The 12354-nt window shown below is 60.8% G+C and carries 14 protein-coding genes; 13 read left to right on the top strand and 1 reads right to left on the bottom strand.

Translation table 11 applies throughout. The features are described 5' to 3' along the window. The first annotated feature begins 2 nt into the window (after window positions 1-2). The 12 genes from ccoO to NKH97_RS29410 all read left to right on the top strand — a co-directional run bounded on the left by ccoO (window position 3) and on the right by NKH97_RS29410 (window position 11219). Window positions 3-734: a cytochrome-c oxidase, cbb3-type subunit II gene (gene ccoO / locus NKH97_RS29465; RefSeq protein ID WP_023735813.1), complete on the top strand. Its 732-nt coding sequence runs from the start codon at window positions 3-5 to the stop codon at window positions 732-734. 11 nt (window positions 735-745) lie between these two features. Next, entirely contained in the window at window positions 746-895 is a 150-nt protein-coding gene (locus NKH97_RS29460) for a CcoQ/FixQ family Cbb3-type cytochrome c oxidase assembly chaperone (protein ID WP_023735812.1), read from the top strand. A gap of 2 nt (window positions 896-897) precedes the next feature. Then, window positions 898-1761, top strand: a complete 864-nt coding sequence (gene ccoP, locus NKH97_RS29455; RefSeq protein ID WP_352799356.1) for a cytochrome-c oxidase, cbb3-type subunit III — start codon at window positions 898-900, stop codon at window positions 1759-1761. A gap of 129 nt (window positions 1762-1890) precedes the next feature. Further along, on the top strand, window positions 1891-3450 hold the full coding sequence (ccoG, locus tag NKH97_RS29450) for a cytochrome c oxidase accessory protein CcoG (protein WP_352799354.1): 1560 nt from the start codon (window positions 1891-1893) through the stop codon (window positions 3448-3450). Beyond that, window positions 3447-3944 (top strand): FixH family protein, encoded by a 498-nt coding sequence (locus tag NKH97_RS29445; protein ID WP_352799352.1) that lies wholly within the window; start codon window positions 3447-3449, stop codon window positions 3942-3944. The genes ccoG and NKH97_RS29445 overlap by 4 nt, the downstream gene beginning before the upstream one ends. After that, entirely contained in the window at window positions 3941-6229 is a 2289-nt protein-coding gene (locus NKH97_RS29440; protein ID WP_352799350.1) for a heavy metal translocating P-type ATPase, read from the top strand. The genes NKH97_RS29445 and NKH97_RS29440 overlap by 4 nt, the downstream gene beginning before the upstream one ends. After that, a complete protein-coding gene (ccoS, locus tag NKH97_RS29435; protein WP_023762793.1) occupies window positions 6226-6396 on the top strand; it encodes a cbb3-type cytochrome oxidase assembly protein CcoS in 171 nt (56 codons plus the stop codon). Before NKH97_RS29440 ends, ccoS (NKH97_RS29435) begins: the two co-directional genes overlap by 4 nt. A gap of 66 nt (window positions 6397-6462) precedes the next feature. Next, entirely contained in the window at window positions 6463-6738 is a 276-nt protein-coding gene (locus NKH97_RS29430) for a CBS domain-containing protein (protein WP_245272648.1), read from the top strand. A 135-nt stretch (window positions 6739-6873) separates the two neighbouring features. Continuing rightward, window positions 6874-7134: a BON domain-containing protein gene (locus NKH97_RS29425; protein ID WP_023762791.1), complete on the top strand. Its 261-nt coding sequence runs from the start codon at window positions 6874-6876 to the stop codon at window positions 7132-7134. Window positions 7135-7299: 165 nt separating this feature from the next. After that, window positions 7300-7416 (top strand): cbb3-type cytochrome oxidase assembly protein CcoS, encoded by a 117-nt coding sequence (ccoS, locus tag NKH97_RS29420; RefSeq protein ID WP_084025756.1) that lies wholly within the window; start codon window positions 7300-7302, stop codon window positions 7414-7416. A gap of 417 nt (window positions 7417-7833) precedes the next feature. Continuing rightward, a complete protein-coding gene (ubiM, locus tag NKH97_RS29415) occupies window positions 7834-9015 on the top strand; it encodes a 5-demethoxyubiquinol-8 5-hydroxylase UbiM (protein ID WP_352794789.1) in 1182 nt (393 codons plus the stop codon). A gap of 293 nt (window positions 9016-9308) precedes the next feature. Continuing rightward, entirely contained in the window at window positions 9309-11219 is a 1911-nt protein-coding gene (locus NKH97_RS29410) for a putative bifunctional diguanylate cyclase/phosphodiesterase (RefSeq protein WP_352794768.1), read from the top strand. Window positions 11220-11313: 94 nt separating this feature from the next. Here NKH97_RS29410 and NKH97_RS29405 read toward each other — a convergent pair whose 3' ends face one another. After that, window positions 11314-11595: a DNA -binding domain-containing protein gene (locus tag NKH97_RS29405; protein WP_081731037.1), complete on the bottom strand. Its 282-nt coding sequence runs from the start codon at window positions 11593-11595 to the stop codon at window positions 11314-11316. 104 nt (window positions 11596-11699) lie between these two features. Here NKH97_RS29405 and NKH97_RS29400 point away from each other — a divergent pair, with 104 nt between their 5' ends. After that, window positions 11700-11933, top strand: a complete 234-nt coding sequence (locus tag NKH97_RS29400; protein ID WP_023735803.1) for a helix-turn-helix domain-containing protein — start codon at window positions 11700-11702, stop codon at window positions 11931-11933. The last annotated feature ends 421 nt before the right edge of the window (window positions 11934-12354 follow it).

The following is a 12354-nucleotide window of genomic DNA, read 5'->3' as shown; positions in this document are numbered from 1 at the left end:
AAATGAGGTTGATGAACAGACACGCGGTCATCGAGAAGAACGCTACACTTCTTCTCCTCGGGTCGCTGCTGGTCGTGACAATCGGCGGCATCGTCGAGATCGCGCCGCTCTTCTATCTCGACAACACGATCGAGAAGGTCGAAGGCATGCGGCCCTACTCGCCGCTCGAACTCGTCGGGCGCAACATCTATGTGCGTGAGGGATGCTATCTATGCCATAGCCAGATGATCCGCCCGTTCCGTGACGAGGTCGAGCGCTATGGGCATTACAGCCTGGCGGCCGAGTCGATGTATGATCATCCCTTCCAGTGGGGATCGAAGCGCACCGGACCGGACCTCGCTCGGGTTGGCGATCGCTACTCAAATCTTTGGCATGTCGAGCACCTCACGGACCCTCGTTCCGTGGTGCCGGAATCCATCATGCCGAGCTATGGCTTTCTGAAGGATACGCCGATCGCGGTGAAGGATTTCTCGACGCATCTGGTTGCCAACAGGCGCGTCGGCGTTCCCTACTCCGACGACATGGTCGCTAACGCCAATGCTGATTTGATGGCGCAGGCTGATCCCAATGCCGACACGTCCGGCCTCGAGGCCCGCTACCCCAAGGCCAGGATCGGCGATTTCGACGGTGATCCGCAGCAAGTCACCGAAATGGACGCCCTGGTTTCTTATCTCCAGATGCTCGGCACGCTTGTCGATTTCAAGAACTACGATGAGACCGCCGGCTACCGCTGAGGACAATGGCGATGACGTACAATTTCATGCGGGAGTTTGCTGACAGCTGGGGCCTGCTTGCCATCGCTCTTTTCTTCATCGGATCCGTTGCCTTTGCACTTCGCCCCGGCAGCCGCAGGCAAGCCGGCGAAGCAGCTCAAATTCCTCTGAAGGAGGACTGATCATGAGCAGCGATCACATTGACGAGGTTTCCGGCATCTCGACGACCGGTCATGAGTGGGACGGCATTCGCGAGCTCAACAACCCGCTCCCGCGCTGGTGGGTCATCACCTTCTACATGACCATAGTCTGGGCGATCGGTTACACAATTGCCTACCCGGCATGGCCGCTGTTGCACTCCGCGACAAAGGGCGTACTTGGCTATTCCAGCCGCAACGAAGTCAAGAACGAGTTGTCCGCGGCCGAAGCGGCAAAGGGCAAATATGTCGCCGCAATAGAGTCGAAAAGTGTTTCGGAGATTGCTGCGGATGACACGCTGCGCGAATTCGCCGTCGCTGCCGGCGCCGCCGCGTTCAAGGTCAATTGCGTGCAGTGCCACGGTTCCGGCGCCCAGGGGTCCAAGGGCTTTCCGAACCTAAATGACGACGACTGGCTGTGGGGCGGCGAGGTGGATCAGATCCAGCAGACGATCGCTCATGGCATCCGCTTAGCCTCCGACCCGGCTACGCGCCTGTCGGAAATGCCGGCCTTTGGCGACATCATCACCGCCGATCAGATCAAACAGGTCAGCACCTACGTTGCCAGCCTGTCCGGCACTGTCGGCGATCAATCGTTGGTCGCGCTCGGCGCCAAGGTCTTCGCCGAAAATTGCGTGGCCTGTCACGGCGACAATGCAAAAGGCAACAAGGAACTCGGCGCTCCAGATCTGACCGACGCCATCTGGCTCTACGGGTCAGGCGAAGCGGCCATCGCCGCCCAGGTCACCGCGCCGAAACAGGGCGTGATGCCGGCCTGGGGCGCGCGCCTCGGCGAGACCAAGGTCAAGGAACTGGCGGTCTACATCCATTCGCTTGGCGGCGGAGAATAGGAGCAGAAGCCTATTCTCGTCCTCCCCCTCCCGCCAAGCGACGAGGCCCGGCGCAAGCCGGGCCTCGGCATCATCCAGAACCGATGAGTCGGTTTCCGGCGAAATCGTCGCTGGTGACTGGAGCTTCTCGTGCTTGATAACACGCAAATAGAAAGGATCGAACCCACGCCGGTCAACTCCGCCAAGGTGCGTCAGCCAATGTACGCTGCGCGCAAGAAGATCTTCCCGAAGCGGGCCTCGGGCAGCTTTCGCCAGTTCAAATGGCTGGTGATGGCGGTCACGCTCGGCATCTACTATCTGACGCCGTGGCTGCGCTGGGATCGGGGCTCGTTTAGCCCGGACCAGGCCGTGCTGCTCGATGTCGCTAACCGGCGTTTCTATTTCTTCTTCATCGAGATATGGCCGCAGGAATTCTACTATGTCGCCGGCCTTCTGGTCATGGCCGGCGTCGGTCTTTTCCTGATCACGTCGACTGTCGGCCGTGCCTGGTGTGGCTACACATGCCCGCAGACCGTATGGGTCGACCTGTTCCTGGTCGTCGAGCGCGCGATAGAGGGCGACCGCAACGCTCGTATCAAGCTTGATGCCGGTCTCTGGACCCCCCGCAAACTCGTGCTGCGGGTATCGAAACACGCCATCTGGCTGGCCATAGGCGCGCTGACGGGCGGCGCCTGGATCTTCTATTTCGCTGACGCGCCGACGCTGCTCGGCGAACTCTTCACCGGCACGGCAGCGCCTGTCGCCTACATCACCGTCGCGGTTCTGGCGGCTACCACCTACACGTTCGGCGGTCTGATGCGCGAACAGGTCTGCACCTATATGTGCCCGTGGCCCCGCATCCAGGCGGCCATGCTCGATGAAAATTCCCTCACTGTCACCTACAATGACTGGCGCGGCGAACCGCGTTCGCGCCACGCCAAGAAGGTGCTGGCCGCAGGCCAGCTCGTGGGCGACTGCGTCGACTGCAATGCCTGTGTCGCGGTCTGCCCGATGGGGATCGACATTCGCGATGGCCAGCAGCTCGAATGCATCACTTGCGCGCTCTGCATCGACGCCTGTGACGGCGTCATGGACAAGCTCGGCAAGGAGCGTGGGCTGATCGCCTATGCGACGCTCTCCGACTACAACGCCAACATGATGCTGGCGACTGCAGGCGGGTCCAGCTCAGTCAATCCGGCGCTGGTCAGGACGGATGACGGCCTGTTTTCGGACAGAGTGGCGCATTTCCACATCCGCAAGATCTTTCGGCCACGCACCTATGTCTACATGGCTATGTGGTCGCTGATCGGTCTCGGCCTGCTCTATTCGCTGCTGACGCGCGATCGGCTCGAAGTCAACGTGCTGCACGACCGCAATCCGCAATTCGTCACGCTCTCCGACGGCTCGATCCGCAACGGCTACACCGTCAAGCTGCTCAACATGATTCCCGAACCGCGGACCATTGTTGTCACGATGCAGGGCTTGCAGGGCGCCGAGATGAGCGTCGTCGGCGACGACGTCCCGGCAGGCCGTTCTGTCGCCATTCCGGTCGAACCCGACCGCCTGAAAATGCTGAAGGTCTTCGTGCGCCAGCCAGCGGGTCAAATCCAGGACACAGCGCAGACCTTCACGTTCCGTGTCGAGGACAAGGCGAGCTTCGAGTCGGACGAATACACCGCCACCTTCAACGCGCCGGAGACTGCCAGATGAGCGCCAGAACACAAAAAACCCGCGAATTCACCGGCAGGCACATGCTGTTCACCATCCTTGCCTTCTTCGGTGTGGTCATCGCGGTCAATCTGACGATGGCCACGCTCGCCAACACAAGTTGGACCGGCCTTGTCGTCGAAAACACCTATGTGGCGAGCCAGCAATTCAACAAGCAGGCCGAGGAGGGTCGCGCGCAGGCAGCCCTTGGCTGGACCGGCAAGCTGACCATCGCATGGGGCGAAGTCCGCTACGGCCTCACCGACGCCGGCGGCAAGCCGGTTCCCTTGCATGGCGTCAAGGTGCTGTTTCGCCATCCCGCATACGAGAAAGAGGACAAGTCCGTCACGCTCGCCCTCACCTCCGGCCAGGAGTTCGCCGCGCAGCACATGCCGAAGGATGGCGTCTGGATTGTCGAAGTCGACGCCGACGCCGGTCTGCATAAACCGTACCGCGACGTCCGCAGGATCATGATTTCCAATGGAGCGCTGCAATGAGTTGTTGTGCACCGGGCGCCGAAATGGCGCTTGATCTGGTCAACACCGGATCGGTCCTGCCGTCCAGCCAGGAGATCAGGCTGGCGAGCCGATCGCTTGGCGATGATCTCCGCCAGACCGATCTTTCGGTCCCCACGGTTCATTGCGCGGCCTGCATCCAGGCGATCGAGACAGCACTGGGAAAGCTCGATCAAGTGGAGAGCGCTCGTGTCAACCTGTCGACGAAGCGGGTCGCGGTCCGCTGGCGTGGAAACCAGGTACCACCATTCGTCGCCGCGCTGGGACGGCTGGGCTACGAGGCGCATCTGTTCGACCCCGAGGTCGACAACAAGGACAAGACGCTTTCGGAGCTGATCCGCGCCGTTGCTGTCGCCGGCTTTGCGGCGGGCAACATCATGCTGCTTTCGGTCTCTGTCTGGTCCGGTGCTGAAGGCGCTACCCGCGACCTGTTCCACTGGGTCTCGGCGCTTATCGCCATCCCGCCACTGGCCTTCGCCGGCGGCATCTTCTTCCGCTCGGCCTGGAATGCGCTGCGTCACGGCCGCATGAACATGGATGTGCCGATCGCGGTCGGGGTATCCCTCGCCTACGCCATGAGCCTCTATGAGACGATCACCCATGGCGACCACGCTTATTTCGATGCATCGGTGTCACTGCTGTTCTTCCTCCTGATCGGCCGCACGCTCGATCACGTGATGCGCGAACGCGCCCGCACCGCCGTCAAAGGCCTGTCACAGCTCGCGGCGCGTGGCGCCATGGTGCTGCGCGGCGATGGTGCACGCGACTATCTGCCGGTTGGCGAGATCGAACTTGGCATGCTGCTGTTGATCGCTGCCGGCGAGAGAATCCCCGTCGACGGCAAGATCATTCAAGGGGCCTCGGATCTGGACTGCTCGTTGGTGTCCGGCGAGAGCACGCCTCGAAACGTAGCGGCAGGCGAAGCCGTGCAGGCCGGTGTCCTCAACCTAACCGGCCCGCTGACGATCGAGGCGACCGCCGCCGCGAAAGATTCGTTTCTGGCGGAAATGGTTCGGCTGATGGAGTCCGCAGAGGGCGGCCGCGCGCATTATCGCCGGATCGCCGATCGTGTTTCAGCGCTCTATGCCCCGGTGGTTCATCTCACAGCCTTCGCGACGTTCCTTGGCTGGATGGCGGCGACCGGTGACTGGCACCGGGCGATAACCATCGCCATTGCCGTTCTGATCATCACATGCCCGTGCGCGCTCGGCCTCGCCGTGCCGATCGTCCAGGTGGTCGCGGCGCGGCGCCTGTTCGAGAACGGCATCATGGTCAAGGACGGTTCGGCCATGGAGCGCCTGGCGACGATTGATAAAGCGGTGTTCGACAAGACCGGAACGCTCACCCTCGGCCAGCCCCGGCTGGTCAATGCGGACTCGATTGATCCGGCCATGCTGGCAATCGCGGGAGACATGGCTGCGCACTCGCGTCACCCGTTTTCGAAGGCCATAGCCGGTTTTGCCCGCCTTGGCGGGCAGCACAAATTCGATGCCGTCACCGAGCACCCGGGTTTCGGGATCGAAGCCACAGCGACAGGTAGCACCTGGCGGCTGGGCCGGCGCGGATGGGCTGGATGGAAGGCCCGGACCGGCGGCGAAGGCAAACATGGCTATGGCGGAACGGTGCTGACAAAAGACGGGTTCATTGTCGCGACCTTCGATTTTGAGGACGCGCTGCGCGCCGACGCCAGGGCGGCGATCGGGCAATTGACCCATGCTGGGGTGTCGGTGGAAATGCTGTCGGGCGATACCGCGGGCGCCTGCGGCGAAGTTGCAAAAATGCTGGGTATCGACAATTTTATTCCGTGCCTGCTGCCGTCCGGCAAGGTCGAACGCATTGAGACGGCGGCGAAAGACGGACACAGGGTTCTGATGGTTGGCGACGGTCTCAACGACACGCCTGCGCTGAGCGCTGCGCATGTCTCGATCGCTCCTGCCACCGCCGCCGACATTGGCCGCAACGCGGCCGATTTCGTATTCCTGCGCGAAAGCCTTCTGGCAGTGCCTCTCGCGCTGGATGTCTCGCGCAAGGCGGGAAGCCTGATTCGCCAGAACATCGTGATCGCGATCGTTTATAATGCTGTTGCCGTGCCGATCGCCATTCTGGGCCATGTTACGCCTCTTATCGCCGCGGTCGCGATGTCAGCCTCGTCATTGCTCGTGGTTGGAAATGCCATGCGTCTGCAAGGCTTCGCAACGGGTGCGTCGTCCGCGATTGCGCGGCAAGACAGGCCCGCGCGGGCCGGCGCCTTGGCTCAATCGTCATGACGACGCTCGTCTACCTCATCCCCGTAGCGCTATTCCTTGGCGCACTCGGCCTGTCCGGCTTCCTTTGGGCGTTGAGAAGCGGCCAGTACGAGGATCTCGATGGCGCGGCGGAGCGCATTCTCATCGACAGCGACGACGGCGCGGAGAATGCCACTCGTTCCAAGTGACTCAGATCAACGCGCCGCGGGTCGGGATGTCCTATCGTCGTCCGACGAAAGATCAGGAGGGTGAGGATGCAAGCCGAATCCTTAATGACAAAGCCAGTCATCACGACGCATGCGAACGCGACGATCGCCGAAGCGGTCATGCTTTCAAGCAAAGTCAGCTGCCTGCCAGTAACGACCAGCGACGGCACCTTGGTTGGCATTGTAAGCAAAAGCGACTTCTTGCGCCGAGAGGAACTCGGAACCCAGCGTGTGCGTCCGCGCTGGCTGGAGCTTGATCTTGGCCCGGGCACAACCGCCAATGACTATGTGTGCGCTCGAATGGACGGATCATCCATCAGGTGATGACCACACACGTCATCTCGGCGCCTCCTGTCGACCTGATGATGCAACATCGCACAACAATGTCCCGATTGTCGATTCGGGAAAGGGTCGTCGGCATCATCACGCGAACTGATTTGCTGCTTGTCCTGATCCGCCATGCCGAAACAGGGAACCACGCCACCCGATGACGAACTGATCCGCAAGGCTATCCTTGCCGAACTGCAGCCACAAACCTGGAGCGGTGGTGACTTGATCGATGTGAGGGTCAGCGACGGCCTTGTCGAACTGAAGGGGGCGATTGTCGACGAGCGTCAGCGGAAGGCAGCGATCGTTGCGGCTGAGAAGGTTGCCGGCGTCGGGCAAGTCAAGGACCGCCTCCTCCTCAGTACGGATCCGTTCTCAGTGATGGTTTCATAGCTGCGAAAAAAGCGGGGACGCCAAGCAGAGTCCCTTTGGTTCTGCTCCCTTCCCACATCACTTGGACATGAGGCCGTCGGCGAGTTCCTTCGGCGTCTAGCGCGTTAGGAGAGCACGCTGTCGGCAGCAAGACGCCCGTCCAGACGGAAATGCGGTGGCCGCTGCCTGTTTTGGTGGGGCTTGGACCGGGGCTTCCTGTGGATCTTGAAGAGCGGCCAATACGAAGATCTCGACGGCTCCGCCGAGCGGGTCCTTATCGATCGGGAAGAGCCGCGAGGCTGAACCGGTTGGCGGCGCCAACGACTGTGCGGATGCTGGTCGTCAGTCGACCGAATCTTTGCTGGCGATTGCCCGCGTCATGACGATATCGGCGCGGTGCGAAGAACGGATCTGCCACAATACGTTGCCGAACCTTTGGCCAGGAGGGACACGCGATTGGGAAGCCGACCATTCAGAATGCCCAGACATGGAGACGTTTTCACGGCAATCGACCACTCGACCGTGAACCCGCCGCTGACGGGTTTGTCGAGCCTGGTTGATCCAGATCAGCGTTATCTCTTCATCGGCATGGTTTCATTGACCAGGCTTCCAACGGAGAACGCATGTCTATCGAGTTGGGGAGATGAGCGGCAAACCGTGGGTGATTGCGATGCTTCAAGAGCGCTTCGTGTCGAAGATAGCCGCTATGGCGGCACGCTGATGGCCGGCTATGTCGACAAATTCGACATCATTGTCGTCGGAGCTGGTCCGGTCGGACTTGCCTTCGCAGCATCGCTCGCCTGGAGCCGACTCAAGGTGGCAGTGGTTGAACGGCAGTCGCTCGACAGCCTGGCGAATCCGGCTTTCGACGGTCGCGAGATCGCGCTGACCCACGCATCAGTGAGAATCCTTCGCGAGCTCGGCGCCTGGGATGCCATCCCCGCATCGGACAAATCACCGCTTCATGGCGCGCGCGTGCTCAACGGATCCAGCCCTTTCGCCCTGAGCTTCGATGCTCCCAGCGGATCTGGGGAACCACTCGGATTTCTGGTCCCAAATTGTCGGATCCGCGATGCCCTGTTCAAAATTGTCCACTTCCAGGATCATGCCCGGCTGCTGTGCGGCAACTCGGTCGTCAATGCAACAAATAGCGAAGACGAGGCGGTCATAACGCTTTCTGATGGCAGGCAATTGGCCGCTCGGCTGCTCGTAGCAGCGGATTCGCGTTTGTCCCCGATGCGCGACCTGCTCGGCATTGGCGCCAACATCCATCCGCTTGGCCACTCCATGCTGATTTGCCGAGTGAGGCACGAGCGCGTCCATCACCAGATCGCGGTCGAATGGTTCGACCACCATCAGACCATAGCGATGTTGCCGCTCATGGAAGGCGTGTCGTCGCTGCTTCTGACTTTGCGCTCAAGCGAGGCCGACAGACTGTTTGCTCTCGACGACGAATTGTTCCGCATGGAATTGATGAACCGGTGTCGAGGACGCCTCGGACAGATGACCCTGGCAAGCACCCGCCATGCCTATCCGCTGGTCACGACCTGGGCGCACAAGTTCTCGGCTCCGAGTGCGGCACTGATCGGAGACGCTGCCATTGGCATGCACCCGGTGACCGCGCATGGCTTCAACATCGGCCTCAGCGGCCAGAAGCAACTCGCTCATAAAATACTGACAGCATGTCGCGCCCGCCGCGACATTGCCGATCCCGACATGCTCGGCAGATACGAAAGCCGGCTGCGGCTGTCGGCGGGGCCGCTCTATCATGCCACCAACATGCTTGTCGGTCTCTACTCAAGCGAGCACTCGGCGGCACGGCTTGCAAGACATGCTGGGCTCCGCTTTGCCCAACATCTTCCCTTTGTCCGCCATGGCATTTCGGCCATGCTCAGGCGGTGAATCGCACAGAGCGCTGCCGCTCTGGAACGCTGTCTCGGCGAGGCTTCCTTGTCTTGCTGGCGCGCGTCGTCGCGGGGCAAGGCTGTCTCCTGGTGACGTTGCCGATCATGGCATGATTCGGATCAAGGCACGCGCGCGGGCGAAGCCTTGATGATTCGGCAATGCAAGCCAAAGGTGTGACCCGAAGCATGGTGAGCGCACTGGTTACCCTCGCTGGGTAGTTAACCCGTCCTTCAGTGGGCTTGCATAGATTTGGTCCTCGCGAACAACGACGCAAGCAAGCTGGTCCATTCATGGCACCCCTAAAGGAAGAAGAATCGCTGGAGGCCAAAATCCGTCAGGATCAGCTTGCTGACCTGAGGGCCGGGCTCTTCGTGTCGATGCCGATAAGCGCGATCCTGTCAGGCCTGATTTGCGCGGTGCAGGCCCTTTCTGGCGGCGGCTTTGCCGCTGCCAGCTGGTTCCTGGTCGTCAATGCGCTAAATGCCGCCCGGCTTGCACTCGCCCGTTTTCAGCTAAAGGAAACGGGGCGCCATCAGGATTTGCTTGGCGTTTTGCCGCGCCTTCGCATGTTTGGCGTCCTTGCCCTTCTGGCAGGGTTTGCATGGTCCTTCCCGGCCGTGCTGACTGTTGGATACACAACACCACAAGCACCGATGCATCTGGTCATCCTGGCGGGCATTTCAGCTGGTGCGGTTACATATGGCAGTTCGTATGCCGCGGCGGCGACCAGCTTCATCACACCTCCACTCCTCATCACGGTGGCGTGCCTTTTGGCGAAAGGCAATTTTGAACGCTACATTCTGGCTTTCACCGTTCTGCTCTTCATGGGCGGCTTGGTCCGAGCTTCGTTTGTTGGGCAGGCGCGCTTCCGCGAAGCAAGCCGCCTGAGACATGAGGCAGAGCGATTTGCGTCGGAAATGGAGCGCAACTCCAGGGAGGACCATCTGACCGCCCTTCTCAACAGGCGGGGCCTTGAACACGCCATCGGTCGGTTCAAGACCGCGGATGGCCCCTTCGTGGCAATGCTGATTGATCTGGACGGGTTCAAATCTGTCAATGACACCTACGGTCACAGGACCGGTGATGAACTGCTTGTCATGATCGCCCGCCGCATAGAGCAGGAAGCACCCGAAGGCTCAACGCTCGCTCGTATCGGCGGCGATGAATTCGTGCTGGTTTTTCCCTCAACGAGAGCTTCGCTTTCTGCCAGTGATCTCGCCTCCAATATCATAGCCAAAATTGCTCGCCCCTATATCGAGGTCGCGTCCGTTCGGGTCGGGGCATCGATAGGGATATACTTGGCGCAGACGCCGAGCCTGACTGAAATGTTGTTGCGGGCGGATATCGCCCTGTATACGGCCAAGCGCCATGGCAGGAACGAATTTTGCCTTTTCGATGCCGAACTCGACAGGGAACTGCAACGTCGCCAGTCGATCGAACGGGATCTTCATTCGGCGATAAAGACGGGAAGATTGCAACCTTGGTTCCAGCCGATCGTGAAACTCGAAACCGAGACCGTGGTCGGTTTTGAAGCCTTGCTGAGATGGTCCCATCCGACGCATGGTGCCATCTCTCCACCCGAAATCATCACGGCCGCACGCGAAACCGGAATGCTTCAGCTGCTGACGCAAACCGTATTCGCCGACTGTTGTGCTTTTATCGACGGCTTGGTGAAAGCTGACTGTCGTGACATTCGTGTGGCGATGAATGTTTCCCCTCGCGAACTGGAAGCCGGCGATATCGACGACATGGTTCTGGATGGTCTGGCGGCAAGAGGCCTGCCTGCGACGATGTTCGAAATCGAGATTACCGAAGAATCGCCGGTGGACCCGGACAGAGTGGATGAAAAGCTCGGACGGCTTTCACATGCCGGTATTTCCATCGCGCTCGATGACTTCGGCACCGGCTTTTCTACCTTGGCATCTCTCAAGGACCGTCGGATACGCAAGGTGAAAATAGACCAGGGCTTCATTCGCGGCCTGGCCAAGTCCCGAGAGGACCGACTGCTTGTCAAATCGGTCATCGAACTCGGTGACATGCTCGGGATCGAGGTCATGGCCGAGGGCGTCGAAACAGAGGCGGATCGGCAAACCCTGCACAAGCTTGGCTGCCGAACCGCTCAGGGCTTCCTCTTCTCCAAGGCTGTGCCTTCGATGCAAGCACTGGAAATGGCAGTCAAACAGCACGCGAACCAGTTGTGACCGCTCCCGCCGCGCCGGCTGTCGCGGCCGTGCGCTGCCGAATTTGGCTACAGAGACTTGCCTGCTCGAAACACGTGGCAGTGGGCGTTGTGCATCAGCCGGCGAACAGTTCCTTGTAGCCGGTCGTCACCATCCAGTTCGCACGGTCGATATGGCTGCGAAGAGCTTTGCGGGCGCGGACCGGGTCAATGGACGGGTCGATGCCGAGAATGCGCTCGGCCATCTCCTTTTCGCTGGCATTGTCGGCGCAGGCATCCAGGATCCGCAGGTAGATCGTGAAATGCTCCCTGTCGTAGCTCGTGAGGTTCTCCGACCAGGGGACTTCATCGCTCAAAGTTGAGCTTCGAGTCTCATCTGTTCCCATTGGTCCATTCATGCCTGCGAACCTCGCCTGTGAGCGCACGCAGTATATCCCAAAATGGGATAATCCGAAACCGGGATTAGTCGCTGATCCGGTCTTTACCCGACCGGTTCGCCTCCATGCCCAAATCCCTTCGATCGCCCCGCCACCAGCGGTTTCTGGCCCAGCTGGTTTCGCTGCGCAAGGCCAAAGGCCTGACCCAGGAGCAGCTGGCTGACAAGCTTGGTCGTCCCCAATCCTTCGTGGCCAAGTACGAGGGCGCAGAGCGGCGTCTCGACGTCATCGAGTTTCTCGACATAACTGCGGCCATTGACGCTGATCCGTGCGAGATTCTGTCCAGCCTCCGGTCCTAGCGGGCGCGCCGCATCTATCATGATCCGGACAGGAATATTGTCTAGGACAATGCCTCAATTTGTTGAAAGGCGAGCGCTGGTTTTCGGAGGAAGCCGCGCGCACGGCGCCGATGCCGTCGGGTTTCTCGACGTAACTGCGCCGCCTGACCATGTGCGAAAAAACTTGGCGCGCGCCCGCGCGCCTGACGACGCGCACCAGGTGCTCGTGAACCGAGCCCGCTTTTCTTCGGCAAGCTCAGGCGGTCTCGGCCATTCGGCTTCGCCCCTTGGCGTGGGCAGCCCTTCGGGCTGTGACGGCCGCCGCCCTTGCGGGCGGCGCGGTTTGTCTGTTGGCCTTTCCCGGTGGCGCGGGGGGGGGCGGCACTCCCTTCTAGACCCGCTGCGGCAGCCCGCAACCCTTCGCGTGCCGCTCAGGGTCCTC

The sequence above is a fragment of the Mesorhizobium sp. M0870 genome, from assembly GCF_040319775.1.
In the GTDB taxonomy this organism is placed as follows: domain Bacteria; phylum Pseudomonadota; class Alphaproteobacteria; order Rhizobiales; family Rhizobiaceae; genus Mesorhizobium.
The sequence above is the reverse complement of the archived record's forward strand: the minus strand, read 5'-3'. Positions and strand labels throughout refer to the sequence as shown.

What these genes read in the sequence shown, in the direction of transcription:
- ccoP (WP_352799356.1), top strand. Translation starts at nt 898, where the DNA reads ATGAGCAGCGATCACATTGACGAGGTTTCCGGCATCTCGACGACCGGT.
- NKH97_RS29405 (WP_081731037.1), bottom strand. Translation starts at nt 11,595, where the DNA reads ATGAATGGACCAATGGGAACAGATGAGACTCGAAGCTCAACTTTGAGC.
- NKH97_RS29440 (WP_352799350.1), top strand. Translation starts at nt 3,941, where the DNA reads ATGAGTTGTTGTGCACCGGGCGCCGAAATGGCGCTTGATCTGGTCAAC.
- ubiM (WP_352794789.1), top strand. Translation starts at nt 7,834, where the DNA reads ATGGCCGGCTATGTCGACAAATTCGACATCATTGTCGTCGGAGCTGGT.
- NKH97_RS29400 (WP_023735803.1), top strand. Translation starts at nt 11,700, where the DNA reads ATGCCCAAATCCCTTCGATCGCCCCGCCACCAGCGGTTTCTGGCCCAG.
- NKH97_RS29460 (WP_023735812.1), top strand. Translation starts at nt 746, where the DNA reads ATGACGTACAATTTCATGCGGGAGTTTGCTGACAGCTGGGGCCTGCTT.
- NKH97_RS29425 (WP_023762791.1), top strand. Translation starts at nt 6,874, where the DNA reads ATGCCGAAACAGGGAACCACGCCACCCGATGACGAACTGATCCGCAAG.
- NKH97_RS29430 (WP_245272648.1), top strand. Translation starts at nt 6,463, where the DNA reads ATGCAAGCCGAATCCTTAATGACAAAGCCAGTCATCACGACGCATGCG.
- ccoO (WP_023735813.1), top strand. Translation starts at nt 3, where the DNA reads ATGAGGTTGATGAACAGACACGCGGTCATCGAGAAGAACGCTACACTT.
- ccoS (WP_023762793.1), top strand. Translation starts at nt 6,226, where the DNA reads ATGACGACGCTCGTCTACCTCATCCCCGTAGCGCTATTCCTTGGCGCA.
- NKH97_RS29410 (WP_352794768.1), top strand. Translation starts at nt 9,309, where the DNA reads ATGGCACCCCTAAAGGAAGAAGAATCGCTGGAGGCCAAAATCCGTCAG.
- NKH97_RS29445 (WP_352799352.1), top strand. Translation starts at nt 3,447, where the DNA reads ATGAGCGCCAGAACACAAAAAACCCGCGAATTCACCGGCAGGCACATG.